Source organism: Deltaproteobacteria bacterium, from assembly GCA_020848745.1.
Lineage (GTDB): Bacteria > Desulfobacterota > Binatia > UTPRO1 > UTPRO1 > UTPRO1.
This window is the reverse complement of sequence record JADLHM010000056.1, coordinates 103910-130196: the sequence shown is the minus strand read 5'-3', so window position 1 is coordinate 130196 and position 26287 is coordinate 103910. Positions and strand designations below refer to the sequence as shown.

General features: G+C 70.7%; 25 protein-coding genes and 1 pseudogene. 13 read left to right on the top strand and 13 right to left on the bottom strand.

All coding sequences use genetic code 11. The annotated features are described in order from the left end of the window. The first annotated feature begins 180 nt into the window (after nucleotides 1-180). The 3 genes and pseudogenes from IT293_08440 (at nucleotide 181) to IT293_08430 (ending at nucleotide 1698) form a co-directional block, all read left to right on the top strand. Nucleotides 181-597 carry a Uma2 family endonuclease gene (locus tag IT293_08440; protein MCC6764677.1) on the top strand — a complete coding sequence of 139 codons (417 nt, stop codon included), beginning with the start codon at nucleotides 181-183 and terminating at the stop codon, nucleotides 595-597. A gap of 159 nt (nucleotides 598-756) precedes the next feature. Next, a complete protein-coding gene (locus IT293_08435) occupies nucleotides 757-1083 on the top strand; it encodes a hypothetical protein (GenBank protein ID MCC6764676.1) in 327 nt (108 codons plus the stop codon). A gap of 441 nt (nucleotides 1084-1524) precedes the next feature. Then, nucleotides 1525-1698 (top strand): annotated as a pseudogene (locus IT293_08430) (transposase zinc-binding domain-containing protein). 91 nt (nucleotides 1699-1789) lie between these two features. Here the strand turns inward: IT293_08430 and IT293_08425 are convergent. Both IT293_08425 and IT293_08420 read right to left on the bottom strand, forming a co-directional pair. After that, nucleotides 1790-2062: a type II toxin-antitoxin system RelE/ParE family toxin gene (locus tag IT293_08425; protein ID MCC6764675.1), complete on the bottom strand. Its 273-nt coding sequence runs from the start codon at nucleotides 2060-2062 to the stop codon at nucleotides 1790-1792. Nucleotides 2063-2067: 5 nt separating this feature from the next. Continuing rightward, nucleotides 2068-2361 (bottom strand): type II toxin-antitoxin system Phd/YefM family antitoxin, encoded by a 294-nt coding sequence (locus IT293_08420; GenBank protein MCC6764674.1) that lies wholly within the window; start codon nucleotides 2359-2361, stop codon nucleotides 2068-2070. A gap of 361 nt (nucleotides 2362-2722) precedes the next feature. On the opposite strand from IT293_08420, the gene IT293_08415 reads away from it, so the two are divergent. Together IT293_08415 and IT293_08410 are read left to right on the top strand one after the other, a co-directional pair. Further along, complete coding sequence (locus tag IT293_08415; protein MCC6764673.1) at nucleotides 2723-2860, top strand: hypothetical protein; 138 nt, start codon at nucleotides 2723-2725, stop codon at nucleotides 2858-2860. Next, on the top strand, nucleotides 2845-3171 hold the full coding sequence (locus IT293_08410) for a type II toxin-antitoxin system PemK/MazF family toxin (protein MCC6764672.1): 327 nt from the start codon (nucleotides 2845-2847) through the stop codon (nucleotides 3169-3171). The genes IT293_08415 and IT293_08410 overlap by 16 nt, the downstream gene beginning before the upstream one ends. A gap of 692 nt (nucleotides 3172-3863) precedes the next feature. Here IT293_08410 and IT293_08405 read toward each other — a convergent pair. After that, nucleotides 3864-4196, bottom strand: a complete 333-nt coding sequence (locus IT293_08405; GenBank protein MCC6764671.1) for a hypothetical protein — start codon at nucleotides 4194-4196, stop codon at nucleotides 3864-3866. A gap of 229 nt (nucleotides 4197-4425) precedes the next feature. Further along, nucleotides 4426-4665 (bottom strand): hypothetical protein, encoded by a 240-nt coding sequence (locus IT293_08400; protein ID MCC6764670.1) that lies wholly within the window; start codon nucleotides 4663-4665, stop codon nucleotides 4426-4428. Nucleotides 4666-4679: 14 nt separating this feature from the next. Here IT293_08400 and IT293_08395 point away from each other — a divergent pair, with 14 nt between their 5' ends. Then, on the top strand, nucleotides 4680-7070 hold the full coding sequence (locus tag IT293_08395) for a hypothetical protein (protein MCC6764669.1): 2391 nt from the start codon (nucleotides 4680-4682) through the stop codon (nucleotides 7068-7070). A gap of 254 nt (nucleotides 7071-7324) precedes the next feature. On the opposite strand, the gene feoB is transcribed toward IT293_08395, so the two are convergent. After that, nucleotides 7325-9493 (bottom strand): ferrous iron transport protein B, encoded by a 2169-nt coding sequence (feoB, locus tag IT293_08390; protein MCC6764668.1) that lies wholly within the window; start codon nucleotides 9491-9493, stop codon nucleotides 7325-7327. Beyond that, nucleotides 9490-9903 (bottom strand): ferrous iron transport protein A, encoded by a 414-nt coding sequence (locus tag IT293_08385; protein MCC6764667.1) that lies wholly within the window; start codon nucleotides 9901-9903, stop codon nucleotides 9490-9492. Before IT293_08385 ends, feoB begins: the two co-directional genes overlap by 4 nt. Here IT293_08385 and ligA point away from each other — a divergent pair. The 5 genes from ligA to IT293_08360 all read left to right on the top strand — a co-directional run bounded on the left by ligA (nucleotide 9902) and on the right by IT293_08360 (nucleotide 14355). Beyond that, nucleotides 9902-11938 carry an NAD-dependent DNA ligase LigA gene (gene ligA / locus IT293_08380; protein MCC6764666.1) on the top strand — a complete coding sequence of 679 codons (2037 nt, stop codon included), beginning with the start codon at nucleotides 9902-9904 and terminating at the stop codon, nucleotides 11936-11938. The two genes, IT293_08385 and ligA, sit on opposite strands and share 2 nt — an antisense overlap. A 152-nt stretch (nucleotides 11939-12090) precedes the next feature. Beyond that, nucleotides 12091-12324: an AbrB/MazE/SpoVT family DNA-binding domain-containing protein gene (locus tag IT293_08375; protein ID MCC6764665.1), complete on the top strand. Its 234-nt coding sequence runs from the start codon at nucleotides 12091-12093 to the stop codon at nucleotides 12322-12324. Then, nucleotides 12321-12728 (top strand): type II toxin-antitoxin system VapC family toxin, encoded by a 408-nt coding sequence (locus IT293_08370; GenBank protein ID MCC6764664.1) that lies wholly within the window; start codon nucleotides 12321-12323, stop codon nucleotides 12726-12728. The genes IT293_08375 and IT293_08370 overlap by 4 nt, the downstream gene beginning before the upstream one ends. A 103-nt stretch (nucleotides 12729-12831) precedes the next feature. After that, complete coding sequence (locus IT293_08365) at nucleotides 12832-13143, top strand: acylphosphatase (GenBank protein ID MCC6764663.1); 312 nt, start codon at nucleotides 12832-12834, stop codon at nucleotides 13141-13143. A gap of 3 nt (nucleotides 13144-13146) precedes the next feature. Further along, nucleotides 13147-14355, top strand: a complete 1209-nt coding sequence (locus tag IT293_08360; GenBank protein MCC6764662.1) for an MFS transporter — start codon at nucleotides 13147-13149, stop codon at nucleotides 14353-14355. 89 nt (nucleotides 14356-14444) lie between these two features. Here the strand turns inward: IT293_08360 and hspQ are convergent, their stop codons facing one another. Continuing rightward, nucleotides 14445-14783, bottom strand: coding sequence for a heat shock protein HspQ (gene hspQ, locus IT293_08355; GenBank protein MCC6764661.1), 339 nt, complete (start codon nucleotides 14781-14783; stop codon nucleotides 14445-14447). Beyond that, the gene (locus IT293_08350) at nucleotides 14780-16027 is read right to left on the bottom strand and encodes a polysaccharide pyruvyl transferase family protein (protein MCC6764660.1); all 1248 of its coding nucleotides are present in this window, start codon (nucleotides 16025-16027) and stop codon (nucleotides 14780-14782) included. The genes hspQ and IT293_08350 overlap by 4 nt, the downstream gene beginning before the upstream one ends. A 206-nt stretch (nucleotides 16028-16233) precedes the next feature. Between IT293_08350 and IT293_08345 the strand changes: the two genes are divergently transcribed. After that, nucleotides 16234-21003 carry a glycosyltransferase gene (locus tag IT293_08345; protein ID MCC6764659.1) on the top strand — a complete coding sequence of 1590 codons (4770 nt, stop codon included), beginning with the start codon at nucleotides 16234-16236 and terminating at the stop codon, nucleotides 21001-21003. Nucleotides 21004-21119: 116 nt separating this feature from the next. Here IT293_08345 and IT293_08340 read toward each other — a convergent pair whose 3' ends face one another. The 4 genes from IT293_08340 to IT293_08325 form a co-directional block, all read right to left on the bottom strand. Then, a complete protein-coding gene (locus tag IT293_08340; protein ID MCC6764658.1) occupies nucleotides 21120-21740 on the bottom strand; it encodes a hypothetical protein in 621 nt (206 codons plus the stop codon). A 395-nt stretch (nucleotides 21741-22135) separates the two neighbouring features. Then, a complete protein-coding gene (locus IT293_08335; GenBank protein MCC6764657.1) occupies nucleotides 22136-23461 on the bottom strand; it encodes a radical SAM protein in 1326 nt (441 codons plus the stop codon). Next, nucleotides 23458-23655: a PCP reductase family protein gene (locus tag IT293_08330; GenBank protein MCC6764656.1), complete on the bottom strand. Its 198-nt coding sequence runs from the start codon at nucleotides 23653-23655 to the stop codon at nucleotides 23458-23460. Before IT293_08330 ends, IT293_08335 begins: the two co-directional genes overlap by 4 nt. Nucleotides 23656-23876: 221 nt before the next feature. Further along, nucleotides 23877-24851: a P-loop NTPase gene (locus IT293_08325; GenBank protein MCC6764655.1), complete on the bottom strand. Its 975-nt coding sequence runs from the start codon at nucleotides 24849-24851 to the stop codon at nucleotides 23877-23879. A gap of 45 nt (nucleotides 24852-24896) precedes the next feature. Here IT293_08325 and IT293_08320 point away from each other — a divergent pair, with 45 nt between their 5' ends. Beyond that, nucleotides 24897-25394 carry a VOC family protein gene (locus IT293_08320; GenBank protein ID MCC6764654.1) on the top strand — a complete coding sequence of 166 codons (498 nt, stop codon included), beginning with the start codon at nucleotides 24897-24899 and terminating at the stop codon, nucleotides 25392-25394. Nucleotides 25395-25422: 28 nt separating this feature from the next. On the opposite strand, the gene IT293_08315 is transcribed toward IT293_08320, so the two are convergent. Next, nucleotides 25423-26280, bottom strand: a complete 858-nt coding sequence (locus IT293_08315; protein MCC6764653.1) for a GNAT family N-acetyltransferase — start codon at nucleotides 26278-26280, stop codon at nucleotides 25423-25425. Between the last annotated feature and the right edge of the window lie 7 nt (nucleotides 26281-26287).

The following is a 26287-nucleotide window of genomic DNA, read 5'->3' as shown; positions in this document are numbered from 1 at the left end:
GCATGGGACTCCCCTTCGTGTGGCTTTGAGCGGCTCACGGAGGGGAGTCCCGTCGTTAGACTCCCGGAAATGTCAAACTTCGGCTGCCTCCCCGGCATAGCCGGGGGGACTCCTGGATTGGTCTAGAACTCGTCGCACGAGCAATCCGGGTCTGCTCTGATTACCGCCCACGGTTCGGCCATGGGCGCGCGGCGGGCTTCACACTCGCCGAGTTCCAGCAGATCTATCGAGCCGATCCCTTCTGTGGCGAACAGCAGTTCAAGACAACGTCCGGCTTGGGAGGTTATGTTCCCTCCGCAGGAGCGAAGGGTCGGCGAAAACGCGGCTAAAGAGTCCTTCTGTCAACCCCGGCGCGATCGCGTCGAGAAGGTCGACGACTACGCGGCGTTCGGCGTCCGCTACTACTGGATCGTCGACCCCGAGCAGCAGACGTTCGAGACCTTCGAGCTCGGTGGCGACGGGCGTTACGTGCGCCCGCTCGGTGCGACGGGGGGAACGCTCGAAGCGATCCCCGGCTGCGCGAGCCTCACGCTCGACCTCGACGCCCTCTGGCGAGAAGCCGAGAAGCTCGGCCCCGAGCAGTCGGAGTCGAACTGAGCCCCTCCCGATCCGGCGTTCGTCGGCTGCTACGCCAACTGTCCTACACGGAATCCAACGGGATACCGATTGAAGAGGACGCACGCCGTCGTCGGCACGTCGCAATCGATTGCTCGGGCGATGTTCGTTGAGCGCGCGCCGTGCTAACGGCTTCGGGTGATGGGCGAGCGCTGGCTCGATGCGTCGGAGTGGGACGACGCGGTGTGCAACGAGCTCCGTCCGGTGCTCGCGTTCCTCGCGGCGCGATTCGGCGCGCGGATCGCGAAGGTCCACCTCGACATGAAGGCCAGCATCACCGAGATCTATCTGGAAGGAGCGATGCCGGACGGGGTGATCCCGATGCTCGAGGCCGAGTTCGCGGCCGACGAGCGGCTCCGCTTCTGGCCGAAGGGCGCCGTCAGCTGTCCGGGTGATTTCACCTCGATCGAGTGGAGCGCCGAGAGCGTCGCCCCGGCGCCGCTGAAGCCGTGGTGGAAGATCTGGTGAATCGCCTCCCGGCGTCCCGGTTGGGCGACAATCTCGTCGAACTCCTCTATCAACGCCGGCGTGACGCGTGGTTCGGCGGTCGATCGTGCGCCAAGCGTGCGAATGGCCCGCTTCAGGCTGTGAAGCCCGTGCGTTCTGGCGTTTCCGTTCCCTGGCGGCCCGCTGCGCCCTGCCTTGCCCGGCCCTTGCCGATGCCGTTTCGGGGCCGTGCCGGGTGGTAAAGTCGTGGTAATCGGTGGGTCCAACGTACTGCGATCCAACGGAATTTTTTCAGTCACAGGATCGGCGCTCCTGTCACCGTCTGCCCGGTGCCGGATTCGTTTTCGCCAGCCGCACCGTCGAACGGTCTGCGCGCTTGACGGGGTCGTTGGTCGGGCTTGTACCTTCCATGGAGCAGCGGTGCGCCGGCAGTAGGCGCTCTCGCGCGAGCAACGGCAAGCCCTGCGCTCGATTGCCGTCTGTCGGACGCCCGCCCTGGGCGGCCACGTCGACGTCTGCGCGCGCTGCGGATTCGAGCGACCGGCCTACCACTCGTGCCGGAACCGGCACTGTCCGAAATGCCAGAGCCTCGCCCAGGCCCGCTGGATCGAGCAGGAGGGGACCGTCGCGGTGCCGGTCGGCGTGCCGGCGGGCACCGCGGGCATTGCCCGGATCGTCTACTGCGTTCGCGACCGGGAAGGGCAAGGACGTTACGCGACCACCAGAGTCACCGCCCGCGCAAGCGCTCGCCGGCTTCTTCGTAGATGGTTCGCCGATGCCCAACGGCGACGACTCGCACCACGCGATACCTGGGTTGGTAGACGATCCGGAAGCGACGGACGCGATACTTCCAGTATCCCTCCAGGTCGCGCCGCAGCGGTTCCCCCGCAGCCGGATCACGGGCCAGGAGCCGGAGGGCTTCCTTGACGCCCCGCTTCACCTCCGACGGCAGGGCACGGATCATGTCGGCGACATGAGGCGGGATGTCGAGCCGACGGATGGTTTTCACCGCCGCCGTTTGCTGGTGGAGCCGAGCGGCTCCTCGAAGACGTCCTCGAACGAACGCCCGCGCTTCCCGGACGCGTAGAATCGGCGGCTCTTCCGAATCTGATCCATCAGATCCGGATCGCTGAGGACGTCGAGCGTGGCTTTCAGGCGCTCGTACTCGGCGAAGTTCACCAAGACTGCGGCGGGCTTGCCCCTGCGCGTGACGATGATCTCCTCCTCACGTTGGGCCACGCCGGTGACGAGCTCCGGCAGATGGGTCTTGACCTCCGAGATGGGCAACGCCTTCGCCATCGAGTTCTCCTGTCGACCAGAAAATTGGTCCATCCAGGGTAGCGATCTCGGCTTCCACCGACAACGCTCGAGCCACTTCAGCTCGGTCCAGAGCCTCCGACAAAGCCGGGGCGGTTCGGGTTTTCTCGCGAGCATGACCCACCCCGGGTCCGCGCGCGGCGACCCGGTCCACGCCCGAGATGGCCGGGTATCACGCCGGCCAGGAATGTCGATCCTCCGCATCATACCGATGCTCCTTGATCTCTATGGCTCATCCACATACTTTACCCCTATGCGGGCTATACAGATAACAGTGGATGAGCGCCTTCTCGCCGAGCTCGATGCAGACCCGGAGGTGAAACGTGACGGACGGTCGGCCGTCATGCGACGAGCGACGACCGAATACCTCCGGCGCAAACGGAAGGACTCGATCGCCGAAGCGTACCGGCGAGGATATCGGGGCGGCAGCGAACGCGAGCTCGAGGGCTGGGCGGATGAGGGCGAATGGCCCGACGATTAGCCCGTGGCGAAATCTGGACGTACGCCTTTCGGAAGCCGGACAAGCGGCGGCCGGTCGTGGTGCTGAGTCGTTCCGAGGCGATCGAGGCGCTGCACACGGTAATGGTGGCGCCGGTGACCTCCACGATCCGCGGCATCCCGAGTGAGGTTGTCGTGGGGACCGCGGAAGGGCTCAAGCACGACTCGGCGGTGAACCTCGATCATGTGCAGACGGTCGAGCAGGCAAGGCTGACGCGCCACGTCGGCCAGCTCGGTCCCGAGAAAATGCGCGCCGTCTGTCGTGCGCTCGGCATCGCTACCGGTTGCGCATGACCGGCAACCGCGCCGAGATCCGCTGGTCGCCATCGCAGCTCCGCGAGTAGCGACGCGCATCGATGAAGGCCGTTTCCGGGCGTCAGGGGAGCGCGTCGGCAAGCTGAGCGAGTCATCGCGCGGCATCGATGGTCTGCGCAGGGTCCCTCGGAAGTGACGCCCGCATCAGAGGGCAGGCAGCTGACGGCGATCATCGAGCGGGAGGGCGCCGGACTGAATGTCCCGTGGTGGCTGGAGCGCCTCCACCCCCGACCGCTGAGGGTCGCGATCACCACACGCCCTCCAGCAGCGTCTTCGCGCCGAGCAAGTCCCGGGTGTCGAAGCCCTCGGTGAACGTCGCGTAGATCGGGGCGAGGAAGTCGCGCGCCTCGGCGCGCTGGCCCTGGTCACGCCACAGGCGTGCGAGGCTCGTTGCGGTGCGCAGTTCGAACGAGCGCGCGCCCTGCAGGATCGCGAGACGGTCGGGAAAGCGGTCGAGCTGGCGCGCCGGCTCGGCGATGCCAGCGCGACGCTCAACGGGGTAACGCTGAAGCTCGGTGCAGACGATCGCCTGCCGGTCCTCGCCGGAAGGGCCTTCGCCGTGGGAGCGCTGATCCTGGCGCCGGCCAGCATCGGCTTCCTGGCGTTCCCCGGCGCGGACACCCCAGCCTTCTGCTGATCGACGCGCGCGGACACGGATTCGAACTGGGCCCCTACTTGGAAAGGGGTACCCAGTCGAGGCAGTTGTCGGCGATCGAGAACGGTCTCTTCTCCCCGGTCTCCGGGTCGAAGCGGCGCACGTTGCATACGACCGCCACCCGCTCATCGCTGCCGAGGATCCTCGTCCGATACAGCACGCCGACGCCCTTGTCGCCCTGAGGGTCGCCGATGCAGACACACAGACCCCTCTTCGGGATCTTCCTGTCGTCACCGCCGTACTTGTACGGCAGATACCTGTCCGCGCCCTTCTGGAAGTCGCTGAGATCCGTGGCTGGAGCAGGAGTTGCGAAGAGACAGAAGGCACTCACCAGCGCGATGCGATGCATCAATCGCCTCCCCGAACGCGGCCGGTTTCCCGCTCGAGGCGCGGTGGCACGCGTGCCGGCCGGCCTCGAGAGCCGACGAGAGGCGCCTGCTGCGGGCTGTCCGCGCGTGCCGCATCCCTTCCCATCACGACGCCGAACACCCCCACGGAGAGAAAGGAGAGAAAGGAGAGAACGGAAGCATCGACTGCGTCTCCGCTCGGTCATGGCAACGGGGCCTCCCGGACGCAGCCTACGGGGATCGGGTCTGTCCGGTCAACGGAGGCGTAGTTTCTCGAACTATCAACTCCATCGCGGTCGGGCCGTCGAGACCGGAGAGGCCGGAGACGCTCGCCACCACGCCGACGCCGCGGAGACCGATCGCCGTGCCCTGTGCAGCCCGCGGCTCGGCGACGGGCTCGGGCGGCTGGTCGCCGATATCCGCGATCTCGGATTCGCGCATTTTTCGCTTGCGGCGCGCCGTGGGAAGCATGTTACGGAGATTGCATGATGCCCGTGGCCCTCGCCTGTCTCGTCCTCCTCGCCACGGCCGGTCCCGCCGCCGCGCAGGGAACCGGCTTCGCTGGGAGCAACTGGTTCGAGACCCAGACGCCGCAGGACGCGCAGTGGGTAGCCGAAATGCTCCCGCCCGGCGGGAGCTTCACCCTACGCTACCGCGCCGACAAGTACGTCGAGCAGCCTCCGTCCACCCTGGGCGACGTCATCCAGCTCGCCTCCGATCTCGCCGCCGCGGGCAAGGGCCTGCGCGTCATCTACACCGCCGGCATGGACGTCGTCGCGGGCGAGAGCCCCGCGGACCTGGCCGCGGACAATCTCGCGGGTGTGCAGACACTCCTCGATGGAGGCGTCGACGTGATCGCCGTCGAGGCCGGCAACGAGGAATACGCAGGCGTCAACTTCGACTTCGATTTTGCCGCCTACCGCGCCGTGTTCGAGCCGACGTTCTCGGCGATTCACGGCGCCTACCCGTCGCTTCCCTTCAGCATCTTTCTCGCGCCTCGTCCGCGCGATTCCGACGGCGACGGCAACATCGCGTCCGATCCCGACGACATCCTCGGCGGGCGGACCGACCACGCCGCTTTCAACGCCGCCGTCGTCGCCTTTCTCGCCGGGGCCGACGAGGCCTATGCCGTATCCGTCCACTGGTACTTCGGCGACGACGAAGCGCCGGTGACGGTCGCCGAACCGCCGAAATATGTCTTCAATCCCGACAACCCCTATCCAGACCTCGACGCCTACTTCGAGGCCCTCTACCAGCAGGGTGCCGCCTCGACTCTCTGGCCGAACAGTCTCGCCTACCTCCAGCGCGTCGTTCCGACCCGGGGCGCATACATCACGGAGTTCGGCTTCTCCAACGCGAGCGGGCTGAAGAACACCATGGGCTACTCGATGGTGATGTGGCGGGTGTGGAACACCTGGCGGACCGCGGTCGTGGAGTCGCAGATGTTCAACGGCATCTCCCCGTCGGGCAACGGCATGATCTTTCCGGCGACTCCGAAGGATCTGAACCCCGCCGGGTACGTGAACCTGAGGCGCTTGGACTACTGGCTCTACACGCTTCTCGGAGGGGTGCCGCTCGCGACCCCCGAGCTGCCCGCCGTCGCGACGCTCGCCGATCCCGGCACGCACCGCTGGTGGTTCACCAACCCGGGCGGCGCCTTCGTGCCCGCCTTCACCATGTCGGGCGTCACGGTGCGTAGCGCTCGGGTGCACTACGTCCAGGGACAACACTGGTATTCGAGCGCCGGGGTCTGTGAGTGGATGGAGAACGGATCGGTGGCGAACTACGAGATCGACGGCACCGAGTCGACGGTCGTCGCGGGCGCGCTTCCCGAGATTCCCGCGCTGTCGTTCGGCTACGTCGAGCTGGAGCTCGACGAGATCACCGACGCCTACGCCGGATACAGCGTGACCGCCCCCGCGGTGGACGCGGTCGGCGCCGTCATTCCAGCGAACGACTTCCCGGACGACTGGGTGCTCACCTTCGACGACGTCCTCCTCGACGACACCGACGCCGACGACCCCGAGAACTTCGTCGTCACGAAGCCGCGCACCCTGTTCGTACCTGCCGCCCTCGACGGCGCCCCTGGTGTCGCGTGGCCGGATCGCAAGGGCATCGTCTATCAGGCGAAGCAGGGATCCGAGAGCACCGCGGGCGCCGTCCCCCCGTTCGAACGCCCCGAGCGGCACATGTCCCGCCTCTGGCAGCTCACCAATCAGCTCGGGACGATTGCGATCGTCTCGAAGAAGCTCGCCCACGTGGTCGTTCCGGCGACGGCGAGCCTGGCGAGCGCGCCGCCCGCGGCTCCGGACGCGACGCACCGCGCTTGCTACAGCGTGCAGGTGACAAAGGATGTAACGGCGCAGACACCCGAGACGACCGTCGGTTCCGGGATCGGCCGCTTCGACACCGATCTGCAGACGTATTTCCGGGGTGGCCTCTTCGACGACTGCGCCCTCAACGAGGAAGGAACTCCGAGCTTCCCGGGGACTCCCGTCGCCGGGGCCTGTCTCGTGAACGTCGGGAAGCCGCGGCTCCTCTGCAACCCTGTCGACACTGCGGCGGTCGTGCCCCCGCGCGAGTCGAGCGCGGTCGTCGTTCCTTCGGCGGCACGGACGGCGACGAGCCTGCTCTGCTACAAGGCGAAGCTCGCAAAGCGGTTCACGCATGCGCCGGCGGCGATGCTCGCGGGCGCAACCCTCGACGCGACGATCGACCCCGCCCAGGCGCGACACGAGAAACGCCGCGTCCAGGCCGGTACGGGCATCTACCTCGGTCCGGGCAACCAATTTCCGGGGCCAGCAGAGGTGAGCACGACGAAGCTGGCCTTCGTCTGCCTCCCGACGTCCGTGGAGAGCGTCGCACCGGCGCCCTGATTCGTCCACCGACCGCGCCCGCCGAAACCGGCCTGTCGTATGCGTTCGGGGAATCGCGTCGCCGCTGAGAGCGGGCGATACGCGCCATACTGTCAACTCGCCCCAGCGAACAGCCCGGTGGAGATTCCTCCTGCTCGCGTAGACGCCTGCCAACCGAGCCGGCGCTCTCGACCGTTCAGCAGGGACCGGTGCATCCCCCGGCAACGACTCTCGCCCGCGAGGCGATCGAGGCTTCGGCGACGTTCCCGGGAACCTCAGAGCCCGAGCAGCCGGCCGCCCTGGTAGACGACGAAGCTCGCCGTCCAGGCGAGCGCGGTCATGTAGAGGAACATGAACGCGGGCCAGCGCCAGCTGCGGGTCTCGCGGCGGGTCACGGAGAGCGTGCTCATGCACTGGCAGGCGAGCGCGAAGAACACCATGAGCGAGAGCCCGACGAGCGGGGTGTACACCGGGCGTCCGTCCGGCCGCCGCTCCGCGTGGATGCGCTGGCGCAGCGGGAGCGCCTCGTCGTCCTGCTCGCCGACGCCGTAGACGAGACCGAGCGTCGACACGAACACCTCGCGCGCCGCGAAGGCACCGATGATGCCGACGCCGATCTTCCAGTCGAAGCCGAGCGGCGCGAGCGCCGGTTCGATCGCGCGTCCGAGCCGTCCGCCGTAGCTCTCGGCGAGCGCCTGCTGGCGTGCGGCCTCGGTCGGCTCGCCGCCCGGCGGCGCCGCCGGACGCGGAAACGAGAGCAGCACCCACAGCACGATCGTGCAGACGAGGATCATCGTGCCGGCCTCGCGCAGAAAGACGCCGGCGCGCTCGACCATCATCCGGAGCGTGCTGCGCGGATCGGGGAGCCGATAGGGCGGCAGCTCGAGGATCGGCGGCGCGTGCTCCCCGCGGATCACCGTCCGCCCGAGCACCGCCGCCGCGACGAGCGTCACCAGGATCGAAAAGAGGTACATCGCCACCATGAGCAGCCCCTGCACGGGCACCCAGCCGACCGTGGGCGGGAAGAGCGCGGCGATGATGAGCGTATAGACCGGCAGGCGCGCCGAGCAGGTCATGAGCGGGATCACCATCATCGTGAGGAGGCGGTCGCGCTGCCGCTCCATGGTCCGGGTGGCGAGGATCGCCGGCACGGCGCAGGCGAATCCGGAGAGCATCGGCACGAAAGCGCGGCCGTGGAGCCCGAGCCCCTTCATGATGCGGTCCATCAGGAACGCGATCCGCGCCATGTAGCCCGAATCCTCGAGGAGCGAGATGAAGAAGAAGAGGAGCAGGATCTGCGGCAGGAAGACGATGACGTTGCCGACGCCGCCCACCACGCCCTCGCGCAGGAGGTCGCTCACGAGCCCTTCCGGCAGATGCGCCGCCATCTGCGCCTGCAGCCAGGCGGTCGCATCCTCGACGAGCGTGATGGCGGGATTCGCCCAGGAGAAGAGCGCCTGGAAGAGCACGAGCATGACCAGGACGAACACCGCGAACCCCCACACGGGATGCAACAGCACACGGTCGATGCGCTCAGAGGCCGCGCGCTTGCGGAGATGCTGATCGACCCGCGCGTGCAGGTCGGGCGCGTGCCGGTCGAGGAAGGCGTAGCGCGTCGCGATCACCTCGTCGTCGAGGTCGCGCGCGCCGGCGTCGCGCCGGACGCCGAGGCAGGCCGCGCGCACGCTCGGGTCGACGTCGCGGAGCTCGTCGTGCTCGTCGACGCTGGTGAGAGCCCAGAGCGCGAGCGCCTGATCGCGCCCCGGGGACACGCGGAGCGCAGGCGGCAGCGCCGCGACCACCGTGGCGAGGTCGCGCCGGAGCGCGGGCGGATAGTCGATCGCCACGCGCCCGCGCGGCGGACGGCGGACGCACTCGCGCAGGCGCGCGGCCAACTCATCGAGGCCGTCGCCCTGACGCGCGCTCGTCGAGACGACCGGCACCCCGAAGAGCCGCGCGATCGCCGGCGCCGACGGCGGCTCGTCCTCGACCTCGTCGATCATGTTGAGGGCGATGACGAGCGGCACCTCGAGCTCGACGAGCTGCAGCACGAGGTAGAGGTTGCGGATGAGCTGGCCCGCGTCGACCACCACGAGCGCGAGCGTCGGCGTCGGATTGCCGGCGAGGCCGAGCACCGCGTTGATCGCGATCTGCTCCTCCGCCGAGCGCGCGCTGAGCGAGTAGCAGCCCGGGAGATCGAGGAGCGCGACGTCCTCGCCGGCGCCCCCGAGCCGGAGCGTCCCGGGACGGCGCTCGACCGTGACCCCGGCGTAGTTCCCGACCCGGCCGCTCGTGCCGGCAAGGCGGTTGAACAGCGTGGTCTTGCCGACGTTCGGATTGCCGACGACGACCACGAGCGGGCGGCCGGCGCCGTGGCGCTCCCCCGGCGGCGGGTGGGCCGCGGCACCGGGGCCGGGACGGTCGACCGCTCCGACCCCGCTCATTGCCGACCGCACGACCCGCACGGCGGCGCGGCCGCCTCCGGTGCCGGGGCGTCGCAGCACCCTCCGGCGGAGCCGGCGGCCCGCCGCACCGAGACCCAGAGGGCCTCGCCGCGGCGGATCGACAGGCTGCACCCGCGCATGAGGAGCTCGAGGGGGTCGCCGAGGGGCGCCACCCCGATCAGCTCGACCGGGGTCCCCGGCACGAACCCGAGTTCCAGGAGCCGGCGGCGAAACGAGCGCTCGCCGCCCACCTTCTCCACGATCAGCCGTTCACCCGGACGCGCGTGTGCGAGGGTCACGGTACGACCGTATACAGGTCGACTCCGACGTTCAATTTCACTCCCCGACCGCGCGCGAGGGCGGCCGTCGTTGCGGCGCGTACGGCGCGACCGTAGACTGCCTGCCCGCATGCCACCCCGCGCGACGCCGCCGCACGAGGAAATCGCCTCGCTCCGCCGCGAGATCGAGCACCACAATCGCCTCTATTACGGACACGACGCCCCCGAGCTCACCGACGCCGAGTACGACGCGCTCTTCCGCCGCCTCCAGGAGCTCGAAGCGGGGCATCCCGAGCTCCGGAGCGCCGACTCCCCGACCCAGCGCGTGGGCGCGACGCCGGCCGAGCGCTTCAAGCCGGTTCGGCACACCACTCCCATGCTCTCGCTCGCCAACGCCATGGCCGAGGAGGACGTGCGCGAGTTCGAAGGACGCGTCCGCCGCATCCTCGAGCTCGCCGACGACGCCGAGGTCGGCTACGTCGCCGAGCCGAAGCTCGACGGGCTCGCGATCGAGCTCGTCTACGAGCACGGCCGCCTGGTGGTCGGCTCGACGCGCGGCGACGGCACGACCGGCGAGGACGTGACGGTGAACCTGAAGACGATTCCGACCGTCCCGCATCGTTTGGAGCGCGCCTCCGCACAGGCGCCGAAGATCCCCGCACGGCTCGAGGTGCGCGGCGAGATCATCCTGCCCCGCGCCGGCTTCCAGAAGCTGAACGCCGAGCGGGCCGAGCGCGGCGAACCGATCTTCGCGAATCCGCGGAACGCCGCGGCGGGCTCGCTCCGCCAGCTCGACCCGGCGATCACCGCCAGCCGCCCGCTCGAGATCTTCTGTCACAGCGCCGGCGCGATCGACGGCGCGAGCTTCGCGACCCACTGGGACCTCCTCGGTGCTCTCGCGCAGTGGGGCCTCCAGACCAACCCCCTGAATCGCCGCTGTCCCGACCTCGCGACCGCGCTCAGTCAGTACGCCACGCTCGTCGCGACCCGCGACACCCTGCCCTACGAGATCGACGGCATGGTGTTGAAGGTCGATGACCTCCGGCGGCAGGAGATCCTCGGCCAGGTGTCGCGCTCGCCGCGCTGGGCGATCGCCTACAAGTTCAAGGCGCAGCAGGCCGAGACGCGCGTCCTCGACATCGTCGCGTCGGTCGGCCGGCTCGGCACCCTGACGCCGGTCGCCGAGCTCGAGCCGGTCGTGGTCGGCGGCGTCACCATCCGGAACGCCTCGCTCCACAACATGGACGAGATCGAGCGCAAGGACGTCCGCAAGGGCGACACCGTCGTGATCGAGCGCGCCGGCGACGTCATCCCGTACGTGGTGCGCGTCGTGAAGGAGCAACGCGTCGGACGGCCGCGGAAGTTCAAGATGCCGGTCACGTGCCCGGTCGCGGGCTGCGGCGGCCATGTCGTCCGCGAGGAGGGCGAGGCGGCGTACCGCTGCATCAACGCCGCCTGCCCCGCGCAGCTGAAATCGCGCCTCCGCCACTTCGCGTCGCGCGGCGCCATGGACATCGACGGGCTCGGCGAGAAGCTGGTGGACCAGCTCGTCGAGCAGGAGCTCGTGCGTGACTTCGCCGACCTCTACCGCATCGAGACGGCGACCTTCGCGGGTCTCGAGCGCATGGCGGAGAAGTCGGCGACGAACCTCACGAACGCGATCGCGGCGAGCACGCGGCCCGAGCTCGACCGCTTCCTCTACGCACTCGGGATCCGCCACGTCGGCGAGCACCTCGCGCGCGTCCTCGCCGGGCATTTCCGCGACGTGCGTGCCGTGCTGGCGGCCGACGAGGCGACGCTCCTCGAGGTGCAGGGCATCGGCCCCGAGGTGGCGAAGAGCGTCCGCGCCTTCGCCGACGACCCGAAGAACGCGGCGGTGGTCGCTCACCTGCTCGACGCCGGCGTCGTGCCTCGAGCGCCCGCGGCCCCGAGCGGCGCCCTCGCCGGCAAGACCTTCGTCCTCACCGGCGGCCTCGCGTCGCTGACGCGCGGCGAGGCCGAAAACCGCATCCTGCGCGCCGGCGGCCGCGTCTCCGGGAGCGTCGGCAAGACCACGAGCTATGTCGTCGCCGGCGCCGATCCCGGGTCGAAGCTCGCGAAGGCGAAGAAGCTCGACGTCCCGATCCTCGACGAGGCGGCGTTCCTGGCGCTCCTGGGCAGCGCCTGAGGACCGCATACCCGTACCCGTTGCGGGGTATCGCTCGCGCGGCGCATGGGAACGCGATGAGCTCCCCGGCCGCAACTCACGCCGCTTGCCTACACCCTTACGTCAGAGTAAGATTTACCAGCGTAAGTAAGTCGCTGGGACGGCAATCCGACATGGCCACCGCCACCGTCAGCACCAAAGGGCAGATCGTCATCCCGGCCCCCGTTCGCGAAGAGCTCGGCCTCGGCGCCGGAAGCCGCGTCGAGTTCGTGAAGACGGCCGATGGCTACCTCCTCAAAGCCGCGACCGGATCGATCACGGCGCTCAAGGGCATCCTCGGGAAACCCGGAAAGCCCGTCACCGTCGAGATGATGACGGAGGCGGCACGACGGCGCGCCGGTCGATGATCGGCATCGATACCAACGTGCTCGTCCGGTATCTCGCGCAGGACGACGTCCAGCAGTCCGCCGTGGCCACCAGACTCTTCGAACACTCGTTGCGTGAGGATGCGCCGGGATTCCTCACATTGGTGGCGCTGGTGGAAACCGTGTGGGTCATGGAAGATCTGTACGGCGCCGATCGGCGACAGATCGCCGCGATCGTCGAGACCCTGCTCCACACTCGGACCCTCGTCGTCGCGAATGCCGAGACCGTCTGGCGTGCGCTCGCGGGCTATCGGGACGGCACAGCCGACTTCGCAGACTTCCTGATCCACGAGTCGTCGATCGCGGCCGGATGTACGACAGTCTACACCTTCGACAAGGTCGCGGCCCGCGACTCCGGCATGCGCCTGCTGCAACGGACCTCGTAGAGTTCCGGCGGCCGGCGGGCCTGGCTCGTCCCGGGCAACATCCGACTCCCTCGAGGTCCCACCGCGCCGTGACGACGACCGCCGTACGCGCTACCCTGCGTCCGTGACGCGGCGCGGATCGGACGACGGGACCACGGCGGCGCGTCTTCGCCTCCGGCTTCACATCACCGGACGCGTCCAGGGCGTCTGGTACCGCGGCGCGACCGAGCGGGAGGCGCGGCAGCTTGGCGTCGACGGCTGGGTGCGCAACCTCCCCGACGGGAGCGTCGAGGCGCTCGTCGAGGGCGCCCCGGGGGCGGTCCGTACGCTCGCGGACTGGTGCCGGACGGGCCCCCCGGGCGCACGCGTCCGCGCCGTCGTCGAGACGCCCGAGCCCGCCGGCCCGGACCTCGCCGGCTTCCGCATCCGCTCCTGACCGATGCGGCTCGCCGAGGTCCTCACCCGCAGCGTCGCCGTCTATCTCGGCAGCCGCTTCTGCGCCGGCACCGCGATGATGATGCTGCGCGCCTCGATCGCGTGGCACGTCTTCGACCTCACCCGCTCGCCGTTCCACCTCGGCCTGATCGGCCTCGTCCAGTTCCTGCCGGCCTTCGCGCTGACCCTCGTCGCCGGCGCGCTCGCCGACTCCGTCGACCGCCGGCGCATCATGATGACCGCCCAGATCCTCACGCTCGCGGCCGGCCTCGTCCTCGTGGTCGCAACGGCGCGCGGCACGGTGACGCTCGGGCTCCTGTACGGCATCGTCGCGGCCGCCGCGATCGCGACCGCGTTCGACAGCCCGGCGCGTATGGCGTTCCTCCCGAGCCTGGTGCCGCGCATCGCCTTCCCGCGCGTCGCGACGATCGCGTCGACCAACCAGGCGCTCGCGTTCGCGACCGGACCCGCGCTCGGCGGCCTCCTGATCGCCGACCTCGGCATCGGCGCCGCCTACGGCGCCTACGTCGTCCTGATCGCGATCGCGCTCGCCCTGCTCGCGCTCCTGCCCTCACCGCCCACGGCGCCGAGCGGGCGCGGCGTGACCCGCGCGGTCATTCGCGAAGGGGTGCGCTTCGTGCGCAGCCGTCCGGTGATCCTCGGTTGCATGACGCTCGACATGTTCGCGGTGATCTTCGGCGGCGCGACCGCGCTCCTGCCGATCTACGCGACCGAGATCCTGCACGTCGGGCCGCGCGGCTACGGGCTCCTGTCGTCGGCGCTCGAGATGGGCGCGCTCCTCACCTCGCTGGTCCTGATCGCGCGGCCGCCGATCCGCCACGCCGGGCGCGCGCTGCTGATCGCCGTCGGCGTCTACGGCGTCGCCACCATCGTCTTCGGCTTCTCGCGCTCGTTCCCGCTCTCGCTCGCCGCCTACGTGCTGGTCGGCGTCGCCGATCAGGTGAGCGTCGTGATGCGGAGCACGGCGATCCAGCTCTCGACCCCCGACGAGCTCCGCGGCCGCGTAAGCGCGGTGAACCTCCTCTTCATCGGCGCATCGAACCAGCTCGGCGCGGCGGAATCCGGGTTCGTCGCCGCGGCCACGAGCGCGACCTTCGCGGTGGTGAGCGGCGGGGTGGCGTCGCTCCTGGTCCTCGGGGTCGTGGCGTGGCGGATTCCGCAGCTTCGCGGGTATCGCATCGACCGCGACTGACCGGACGCATGCCCGGCCGATGGTTGTCGTCTGCACCCACGGCGCGCGCGCCGGCACGGCGGCGCGCGCCTGCGCCCGTCCGCCGCCGCTCAATGCGTGCCGTGCGTCGCCTTGCGCCGATAGACGCCGTCACGGAGCTCCCCGAAGAGCTCTGCCACCTGCGGATGGCGCACCGGGCGGCCGGTCTCGTCCGGGAGCAGGTTCTGCTCGGAAACGTACGCGACGTACGTCGTCTCCGCGTTCTCGGCGAGGAGATGATAGTATGGCTGGTCTTTCCGGGGGCGGACGTCCTCGGGAATCGCCAGCCACCATTCCTCCGTATTGGCGAACTCCGGATCGACGTCGAAGATCACGCCACGGAACGGATAGATCCGGTGCCGTACGACTTGGCCGATATGGAACTTCGCGTCGCGGGCGACGGCGATCATGACCGCGGGATCTCTATCACCATCGACGCGATCTCGTGGAGGGGAGATGAAAAGGGTGCCCCGCTCCCGGCGAGGACGTCGGCGATCATCGCCCGCGCGCGGCGGCGCATCGCGGGGACTGCGCGGGCGATCCCCGCACGGAGCGCCGCGGCCTGCGCGAGGGTCGCGTCGGCGCGCGCGACGACGCGCTCCACGTCGAGCCCGCGCTCGCAGGGCACCCAGAGGGCCTCGAGCCCGCACTCGCGCAGTACGCCGCGCATCTTGTCCTGGTACTCGAGGGCGACGACCGGCGTGCCCGCGATCAGCGCCATGACGAGCGCATGGAAGCGCGCGCCGATCAGGAGGGCGACGTGCCCCAGCGTCTCGGTGAGCACCCGGGCGGGCAGCGGCCGCGGCGAGACCAGCACAGCGTCACGCCACGCGGCCGAGAGCGCCGACGCGATCGCGGCGGCGAGCTCGAGATCGCCGACGCCCGGACGTGCGTCGTTCGGGATCACGAGGACCCGGGTCGCGCGGCCGGCAGCACGCAGCAGCCGCTCGATGATGGCGACGTACGGACCGGGATCGCGCTGCGGCGCGCCCAGCGGGTCGGCGGTCCCGACCATCGGATTCGGGACGAGCGCGACGACATGGTCCCCCGCCGCCGCGTGCCTCCGGACCCACGCGAGCGGCACGGAGTCGTCGGCGGCGCTCGGCTCGACGAGGAAGGCGATCTCGGCGCCGAGGAACGCCGGGCGCGACGTGGCCGCCCGGAAGGACCGCGCCGAGATCGCGTCGCGCAGCCAGATGCGGATGGATGGCGGCAGTGCTCGGAGTCCGGCCACCACGGGCGCCGTCGGATGCTGATTGAAGCTGCAGTTCACCAGCGAGACGCGGGCACCGTGCTCGTACGCGAAACGGGCGCAATCGAGGAGCGCGAGGCTCCCCTCGTTCGAGTAGCCGCCGTCGATGCAGTCATTGCCCGCGACGAGCACGTCGTCGTACTCACGAAACGCCTCCTGGATCGTCGCCGTCGACCAGCGCGCGCGATCGAACGGCCACGAGGGGGCGACGACGAAGTCCGGAGGCCGCGGAAGAGCCCCGAGCCCCCAATCCTCGTCGGCCGCGTAGGTGAGCACCCCGACGTCCGACACACCGGCGTCACGGACCGCGCTTGCGAGCATCTGGACGACCGCAGCGTCCCCGACGCCGCCCTCGGGCCCAGGCGGCACGATGAGCACGCGGCGCCGACCGTCCCCCGTCATGTCGCGCGTTCCCCAGGCAAGAGCGGGGCTTCTATCCCAGGGACGCGGCGCGCGCGACCCGGCCGCGGCGGCCCGCACTCCCCGCACGCACGCATCCCAGCACACGCATCCCGGAGCAGCACACGCATCCCGGAACGTTGACGTCCCACACGCGCACCCGATAGACGGGACGCGCGCGACGGACTCGTCATCGCGTGCTTCGAGCCATGCACATCGTACTCTTCGGCCGATTCGGCATCGGTGACGCCGACGAGGACGCAACGGCACACCTCGTCGCCCGCGCGCTCCGTGAGCGCTCAGGCGAAGTCTCGGTGTCGCTCTGCGCCTTCGCGTCGGCGCCATTTCACGATCTCGGCGCGGACATCGTCGACGCGGGCGACGACGCCGGCGTTCGGGCGGCGATCGCCCGCGCCGACCTCGTCGCCGCCATCGGAACGCCGTGGACCGCGGCCGGCGATGTCGCGGACCTCTTCCGCGCGTCCACACCCGAGACACGCGTCACGCAGGCGCTGCTTCGCGCCGTGGCGTCGGGCGTACCGACAGCGCTCTTCGCCGTCGGGCTCGCGCCGCCGTCCGCGCCGGGCGAGTCGCTCGCCGGTGTCCTGGCTTCGCTCGCCACGCACGTCTCCGTCCGCGACGGCGCCAGCGCCGCGGCGCTTCGCAGTACCGGATTCACAGGCGCGATCACCGTCACGGCCGATCCCGCATTCGCCGTCGTTCCCGAGGTCGCGCTCGTCCCGCCGCCGCGGCGGCGCCCCCTCCGCCTCGGCCTCGTGCCCTCGCCGTCGGACGACGCGCAACGGCTCCGCGTCGTCGGCGCCGCCGTCAGCAGCCTCGCGACCCGCCGTGCACTCGAGGTGCTCGTGCCGCGGTCGGTCGACGCCGCCGCGATCGCCCTCGCCGTCGCGAACGTCGTCGTCGTCAACCTGAACGAACCCGCCGCGACGGCAACCGTGCTCGGCTCGTGCGACGTCGTGCTCACGACGAGCGTGCACGCCCTCGTCTTGGCCGCGGTCGGCGGCACCCCCGCGGTAGCGATCGGCTCGAACCCCGCGCTCCGCAGCCATGCGCAGCTCCTCGGCTCCGATCTCGTGCTCGACGGTGACGCGTGCACCGAGGAGACCGTCACGCGGGCAATCGAGCGCGTGGTCGACGGCAGAGCGGGGTTCGCCGCGCTCCTCGCATCGCGGACCGCCGTCGCGCGCACGGTGCTCGACGCCGACTACGAGGCTCTGCTCGCCGCTCCGCATCGCCCGTGCGCAACCCGGGAGCACCGGCATGATACCGCCCTCGAGCACGTCTCGCAGCGCTTGCGCTCGCGCCTCGAGCAGCGCGAGGAGTCGTGGCGCACGCTCGCCACGTTCCTCGGACGCGACGTCGAGATGATCGCGCCGCGCTCCGACGCCGCGACGCAACGAAGCCGCGACGTCGACGTCCTCCGACGCCGCGCGGAGTCGGCCGAAGCCGAGGTCGCCGCCATCAAGCGGAGCCGCGGCTGGCGCCTGCTGCACGCCTACGGCGTGCTCAAGCACCACTACCTCTTCCCGGCCTCGCGCCGACTCGGGCTCCTCGGTGGGCCGAGCGGTGACGAGCGGGAGGCCGCCGTCGAGCCCACCCCGGTCGTGGTGCCGCCGGGCACCTACGACGTCGTCTGCTTCCCGATCATCGACTGGGACTTCCGCTTCCAGCGTCCGCAGCAGCTGATGACGCGCTTCGCCGCTGCGGGCCATCGCGTGTTCTACGTCGAGCCGCGCTTCGGACCTCCCGGAGAGGCGCCCGTCGTGACCGTGAAGGCGCCGAACGTCCACCACGTGACGCTCGCCGGGCCGGAGCGCAACGTGTGGAGCGAGGCGCTCGACGGGCTCGCGCGGGACGAGATCTTCGCGTCGTTGAATCGGCTCCGCGTCGACTGGGACCTCGGCGCCACGCTCGCCGTCGTCGAGCTGCCGTTCTGGTGGCCGCTCGCCGCCCTCGCTCGCGAGCGCTTCGCGTGGCCGATCCTCTACGACTGCATGGACGACCACGCGGGTTTCTCGACGTGGACCGGCGCGGCGGTTTCCGACGAGCACGCGCTCTTCGCCCGAGCCGACCTCGTGACCGTGTCGTCGCCGGTGCTCGCGGAGCGCGCTCGGCGTCATCGCGACCAGGTCCTCCTCCTCCGTAACGCCTGCGACTTCGAGCACTTCGCGGCCACCGGCACGCGCCCCGCGCACAGGGGACGGCCGGTCATCGGATTCTACGGTGCGATCGCCGATTGGTTCGACGCCGACCTGGTGGCGGACCTGGCGGAGCGCCGACCGGACTGGGACTTCGTGCTCGTCGGCTCGACGTATCTCGGCGACGTCTCGCGTCTCGCGATGCTGCCGAACGTGCGACTCCCGGGTGAGCAGCCCTATGCCGATCTGCCGTCCTGGCTCGCGACGTTCGACGTCACGCTGGTTCCGTTCAAGCGTACGCCACTCACCGAAGCGACCAATCCGGTGAAGGCCTACGAGATCCTGGCATCCGGGAAGCCGATCGTCTCGGTGTCGCTGCCGGAGATGCGACTGCTCGGCGACCTCGTGCGGCTCGCCGACACCCCGGAGGAGTTCGAGCGTCAGATCCTCGCATCCCTCGATCCGGCCGACGCGACGCGCGCCGACGCACGGCGCGCCTTCGCGGCCGCGAACACGTGGCACGCGCGATACGACGAGCTCGCCGCGCGGATCCCTGGCCTCTTCCCGAAGGCGTCGACGGTGATCGTCACCTACGACAACCTCGCGCTGAACCGCGCCTGCCTCGAGCACCTGTTCGCACGCACCGAGTGGCCGAACCACGAGGTGATCGTCGTCGACAACGCGTCGACCGACGGCACGCGCCGCTACCTGGAAGAGCTCGCTACGGAGCGCGCGGACCTCGTCCTGATCGCCAACGACCGGAACGTCGGGTTCGCGGCGGCCTGCAACCAGGGGCTCGCGCGCGCCACCGGTGCGTACCTCGTTCTCCTCAACAACGACACCGTCGTGACGCGCGGCTGGCTCTCGACGTTGATCCGCCACCTGCACGCCATGCCGGACGTCGGCCTCATCGGGCCGGTCACGAACGAGATCGGTAACGAGGCCAAGGTACCCGTCGACTACGGCTCGCTCGTCGACATGCCCGCGTGGGCCGCGCGCTTCACGCGCGAGCACGCCGACCGCCTGCGCGGCATGATGATGCTCGCGATGTTCTGTCTGGCCATGCGCCGCACCGCGTTCGACGAGATCGGGGCGCTCGACGAGCGCTTCCAGATCGGCATGTTCGAGGACGACGACTACGCGCGCCGCGCGCACCAGCGGGGCTATCGGGTCGTGGTCGCGATGGACGCGTTCGTGCATCACGTCGGCGGAGCGTCGTTCAAGCGCCTCGAGGACGCCCGCTATCGCGAGGTCTTCGAGCGCAATCGGCGCGCCTTCGAGGAGAAGTGGGGGCCGTGGACCCCGCACCAGGACGACTCCGCCGCCCCGGCCGTCGCGCGGCTCACCGATCGCCTGCGCCGGATCGTCGACGACGCGGGCGTACCATCCCACGAGGTCGTCGTGTTCCCGCCCACCATGCGCGAGGTCGCCGGGCACGCCCGTCGGGTCGACCGGATCGCCGCGGTGCTCGCCGCCCACGGGATGCTCGTGCTCCAGGACGGCGGCTGGGGGCGCGAACACGAGGAGCAGGTCGGCTTCCACCGGATCGCGCCGAATCTCTGGCGCTACCACGGCCCGCGCGGCACGCTGGAACGCTTGCACGCGCCGGTCATATGGACCTTCGCGTACAACGCGCTCGCCGCCTTCCGTTGGCTCGGCGGCACGATCCTCTACGACGCGACCGACGACCCGGCGACCTTCCCGATCGACCCCGACACACTGCAGCGCAACCACGACCGCATGCTGCGCGAAGCCGAGCTCGTCGTCTGCGCCACGCCGCGGACCGCACATGAGATCTCGTCGCGCCGGCCGGACGTGGTCCACCTGGCCGCCGCGCCGGGCACGGCGAGGGACAGCGACGGCGACGGCCCCGCGGAGCCGACCGACGCGGCACTCGGCCACGGCCTCGTCGACCTTCTGCGGATGGGCCGAACGACCGTCCGCCGCACAGCCGAATCGCGCATTCCGGCACACGCGGAACGCTTCGTCGGGTACGACCTGCGCCGCGGCGTCTGCAACGTCTGCGGCCACGCGACCGCGTTCTACTTCACCGACCCCGCGCTCTACCGCGAGTCGCTCACGTGCGGGGACTGCCTGACGACGAGTCGCTACCGCTCGATCGCGCGCGGCCTCCTGCGGGCGATCCGCGACCTCACCGGCGTCGAAGCGTCGAGCCTCGCCGAGCTCGCCCAGCGCCGCTCGACCCGTCGGCTGCGTGTCTACGACACGCAGCTCCCCTTCCACTACGAGCGGAACGCGTATCCCATCCCCGACTACCTCGCGGCCTGCGACTGGATCCACGTCCACACGTCGACGCTGCGCGCGAGCGAGCCACTCGGCGCCTCGCTCGGCGACGGCCGCAGCAACCAGGACCTCCAGCGCCTCACCTTCGCCGACGGCGCGTTCGACATCGTCGTGACGAGCGACGTCCTCGAGCACGTGCGGCTGCACGAGCGCGCGCATCGCGAGATCCGCCGCGTCCTCGCGCCGGACGGCGTCTATGTCTTCACCGTTCCGCACGACCGCGCGCGCGTCGAGACGGTCGTCCGCGTGGTCGTCCACGATCCCGAGGACCCTGCGCGCGACGAGTTCGTGCTGGAGCCCGAGTACCACGGCGACGCGAACGACGAGGCGAACGCAGCGCTCGCCTATCGGACCTACGGGTGCGACCTCGACGCGGCGCTCGACCGGCTCGGCTTTCGCGTCGAGTACGCGCGGGGCGACGTGCCTGAGGCTGGCATCCTCAATACGGAGCTCTTCTACTGCCGCGTGGTGGGTCCGGCGGACGTTGCGGCGGAGGACCTCGCAGCCCATCCGTGAAGCGGGAGGAACACGCCGCGGCCGCCGGCCCCGCCCGCCGCCCGCGGAGAGGTGGACGGGCGCGAGCGGAAGGGCCGGCGGCAAGGCGGTGGGCGCCCCGGCGGGCGCCTCGATCGTCAGCGCGGACCGATCGGGGTCAGCGTCGGCTCGGGCTTCGGCGTCGCCGTGCGGGTCGCGGTCGGCGGAGGCGGTGGCTCGGTCGGCACCACGGTCGGCTGCGGAACCTCGGTCGCCTTGGGCGCCTCGGTCTTGACGGGCGTCGCCGTCGCCGCCGGGCTCGGCTCCGTCGGGATGCCGCAGCCGTCCATGCACGTCCGGAACCGCTCACGGCAGGCTTTCAATCCGGCGCGGACCTGCAGATCCTCACGGCATTCGTCACGACAGAGAAAGGCCCGGATCTGCGCGCGGTCGACGCAGAAATCCCGCGCGCGGCCCTTGCGCGGGCACGCCGCGCGCTCGGCGTTCAGCCGCACGCGGCACGCGTCCACGCACTGCTCGAGCGCCGAGACGATCGGCGCCCGGCAGCTCTCGAGATCCGCGCGGCAGCCGGCCGCGCACTCCGGATCGATGTTGCGGCAGAGATCGCGCGCAATGGTGAAGTCCTCCTCGCACGCCGCCCGGCACTCACCGCGCCGCGCCTTCGCGTCCTGCATGCATTCCGAGTCCGCCACCGCGCGCCCCGCCCCGACCGTCAGCAGCAGTCCCCCCAGTATCAGTGTCGCCCTGAGCGCTCCCATGATGCGTCTCCTTCCGGCGGGCCGCTCACGACGGCGTCCCGCCGAAGGCCTCCGTTGCACGGCCGGTGCCAGGCGCCGGCGCGCGGGGCGTGGCGCCGCGCCCGCGCCGACGCCGTGCGAGATGTCGCGGCCGGCGCCCGCTTTTCGCCGGAGCGCACAGCGCCGCCCCTGCGAGATGGGCGTGCATCCGACGGCCGCCGCGCCGGTCGTCGCGGGATGGCGCGACACGCACGGCCCTTGGCATTCGCCGCGCGCCATCGGAACGCAATCACAAATGCGTCGCCCGCCACGACGATCGTCGAGCGAGTGCTACGAGATCTCCCGCAGCCAGGCGCGGCGCACGCGCGCGCCGTCACCGAGCTCGGGATGGAACGCCGTCCGGCGCTCGACTCCGGTCAGCGCGAGAACAGCTTCGGCGTCGGCATCCGAGCCCGGATCTCGGCGAGCGTGTCGGCCGTCACCCGCGTGAGGCCTTTGTCGCGGCAGTACGCTTCCACCCGTCGCGCCACCATGCCGCGCACGAACGCGGGAATGTCCTTCATGCGCGCTTCGGCGTCGGCGTCCCATGCGACGGTCCCGTCGTGCGGCGCCGCGGACGCACCGTACTCGAGGGTCGGCGGCGCCGGCGCCGCGAACGTCCCGGGCCGGTGCGTGCAGAGCGCGTCCTCGGCCATCGAATCGCCCGTCATGCCGTAGGCGCGCGCGCGACAGCCGCCGCAGGCCGCCCGGAGCTCGCACGAGCCGCAGCGTCCGCCGAGCGCGCTCCGGTCGCGGATGCGAACGAACACCGCCGATTCGCGCCAGATGTCGCGGAGGCGCTCCCGACGCAGATTGCCGCCGAACTCCGGCAGATACGGGCACGGCGTGACGTCGCCGTTCGGACGGATCCCGAGGTAGTGCGTCCCGGCCGGACAGCCGCCGGCGCCGCCGGCGTAGCTCTTCACGAACGGCGACGACGGATCCTCGGCCTGCAGGATGCGGACGTAGTGCGGCGCGCATTTGGCATTGACGAGCATCCGGTCCGCGTACTTCCGCTGGATGCCGGCGAGCTCGCCGAGCACGCGATCGTAGTCGGCGTCGGCGAGATCGGAAACGTGCGAGCCGCGGCCGGTCGGCACGAGGAAATAGAGGTTCCACACGCGCGCCCCGAGCGCGTCGTGCGCGAAGTCGGCGAGCGCGGCGAGCTCGGCGACGTTGTGGCGGCCGACGGTCGTCTGCACGATGAACGGCAGCCCGGCGCGGGCGAGGATCTTCGCGCCCTCGACGGTGTTGCGGAAGGCGCCCGTCACGCGGCGGAACGCGTCGTGGCGCGCCTCGTCGAGGGCGTCGAGGGAGAGCGACAGACCGCGCACGCCTTCGCGCTTCAGGATCGCCGCGAGGTTCTCGGTGATCTTCACGCCGTTCGTGCCGACCACCACCCAGAGCCCGCGCGCCGCCGCGTAGCGGATGATCTCGACGATGTCGCGCCGGAGCAGCGGCTCGCCGCCGGTCAGGATCAGGAGACCGTCGGGGGCGAAGGCCGCGATCTCGTCGACGACCCGGAAGCACGCTTCGGTGTCGAGCTCGCTCCGGTCCGCGAACTCGGGCGTGGCGATCGCCGGCTTGCCGCCGGCGTCGAGGTAGCAGTGCTCGCAGGCGAGGTTGCAGCGATACGTGAGGTTCCACGAGATGACGTAGGGACGCGCGAAGGCGTCGGCGCTGCCCGGAGCGAGCATCGTCACATGCCGAAGAAGTCCTTCGCGTGGTCGAGCACCGTCTCGTCGATCTCGACGAGGCCCTTGTCCCGCGCGTACTTCTCGATGCCCGAGCGCGCCCTCGGCCGGACGAAGTCCGGAATGCGCTGCAACCGCTCGAGGGCGGCGCTCGTCCACGTGATCGCCGCCGGCGCCGCGTCCGGCGCCGCGCCGCCGGTCATCTCCTGCACCATCCCCGAGAACGGACACTTCGAAACCTCGCCCTGCCCCGGACCGATCTGCACGCCGAGCGAGGTCACGACCTGGGTCTCGAGGGGATTCGTGAGCATCGCCACGCGGTGCGCGCACTCGGGGCACTCGTAGACGATCGCGAGCGCGCCCCGGTCGGGCGGCGCCATCTCGACGAGCTTCATCGGCTGATCGCAGAGCACGCAGAGAAACTTCATCCTCGCACCTCCAGGAGACGGGCGATCTCGGCGGCGACCGCGCCGATCGCGCGCAGCGCCGGCCGCCCGGCGTCGGCGAGCGTCGCTCCGCCGTCACAGGCGGCGGCGAGCTCCGGGTCGAACGGTACCGCGCCGAGCCGCGGGATCCCGAGATCGATCGCCGTGCTCGCGGCCGGGAAGAGCGGCCGGATCCCGCCGCATCCCTCGCAATAGTATCCGCTCATGTTCTCGACGTACCCGAGGATGCGGTTCGGGGTCTTCCGCATCGCGGCGACCGCGCGCGACACGACGCCGCGCGCAACGTCCGACGGGATCGTCACGAGCACGAACGCGGCGGCGGCGCCGAGGAACTCGGCGTACTGGAACGTGCGCTCGGCGCCGGGCGGCAGGTCGACGAGGAGGAAATCGAGCGCGCCCCACCCGACGCCCGCGAGCAGGTCGCCGAACGCCGCGAACTCCCGGGTCGCGCGCCAGACGTACGAATCGCCGCGCGCCACGCTGTCGAAGTCGACGGCTTCGCCCTCCGGGACGAGGGCGCCCATCGACACGACGCCGATGCCGCTCGCGGTCCTCGGCGGCACGAGCCCGCGCGGGCCCGGGAGGACGGGCGCGGCGCGCAGGCCGCCGAGGCGGGCCTGGGTGGGCCCGTTCAGGTCGGCGTCGAGGATCGCGACGCGCGACCCGCCGGCCCCGAGCGCTTGCGCCAGCTGCATGGTGAGCGTGCTCTTGCCGACCCCGCCCTTCCCGGAGCCGATCGCGACCATGGAGCGCACGTCGGCGAGGCTCTCGGCGATCCGCGCGCGCTTGGCGACGACCTGCCCGAGGACGTCCGAGCCGCCGTCGCCCGCGATGTCGTGATAGCTCTTCACGGGGATCCGCTGGTGCGTCTTTCCTTCGCCGAGATCGCGCCCAGGCGCAAGCCGCACGAGCTTGCGATCTCCCTTGCCCACGACACGCGCGAAACTCCACACGCCGCAGGCATTGACTCGGTGAGGCGACCTCGCCAGAAGCAGCGCGTGCCCGTCGAGCTCAACGGCATCGCCCACATTCAACTCACGGTGAACGACCCCGCGCGCTGTGTGCCGTTCTGGGAGAAGCTCTGCCATTTCTTCGGCATGCGGACGCTGATCAAGGCGGACGACATGGTCTATTGCATCGGCAGCCGCACCGGCATCCTGGTGCGCGGCGTGATGCCCGAACACGACCGCAGCCGCTTCGATCAGGAGCGCGCCGGTCTCCACCATTTCTGCTTCCGTGCCCGCGGCCGCGAGGACGTCGACGCCATCTATCGCTTCCTGGTCGACGAGCTCGCCGCCCACGTCGTGCACCCGCCCGAGGACGGCGGGTTCGCGCCGGGGTACTACTCGGTGCTGTTCGAAGACCCCGACGGCATCCGCGTCGAGGTGAACCACGTGCCGGGGAAGGGTCATTTCGGTCCCGGCGGCCGGCTCGGCGACGGCGGGGAAGGACCCGCGGACGAGTTCGGCGCCGCGGGCATGAAGCGCGGCGAGTGACGGGCGAGCCCGCCGGCGCGCGCCCGGATCAGGCAGGACGCGCGACGGCGTAACCGATCGTCGTTCGCGCGCGCCGAAAGCCGAGGCGCTCGAGCGTCGCGAAGCTCGTCTCGCGCTCGGCGAGCATCGGGAGGCGAAGCCGGCGGCCTCCCGCCCGGACACGCTCGATCAGCAGAGCCAGCAGCGGTGCGGCGGCAACATCGGGAGCGGCGCCGAGCGCGACGATCTCACGCTCGTCGCCGCCGCGCGACGCCCGGAAGATCACGTAGGCCTCGATGCGGTCCGTCGCGAGCGCGAGCCCCTCGAGCGCGCTCTCGCAGGCGCGCAGCGATGCCGTGCTCCGCCCCCAGGCTCGCCGCGCGGTCGGGTCGAACACCCCGTGCTCCACGAGATCGTCGAACGCGACCGGCACGAGCAAGGGCGCGGTCGCGGCGTCGACGACCGCTGCCGGTGCGGGATCAAGCACGAAGTCCGCGTACGTCTCCTCCGCGACGAATCCCGAGCGCTCGAAGAAGCTCCGCACCGCGGTCCATTCCGCCGGGATCTCGGCGGCGAGGCGCGGCGGCCCGAGAATCGCGGCCTTGTCGGCGAGCGACGTCAGGAGGTGCCGGCCGTGCCCCTGCCGCTCGTAGCCGGGCTTCACCGCGAGGCGCCACACGTAGTTCGCCTCGCCGTCGCGCTTGGCGGCGATCAGGACGCCGATCGGCTCGTCACCCTCGAACGCGATCATGCAGCTCGACGCCCAGAGCCCGAGCTCGCGGCCGCCGCGCTTGAAATCCTCGATGGTGATCGCCGCATCCACCCCGAAGTGCGGCACCCAGCACGCATTGTGTGCCGCGACGAGCAGCCGCAGGTCGTCGGAGCGGCAGAACCGATAGCCGGGCATGGTCGAA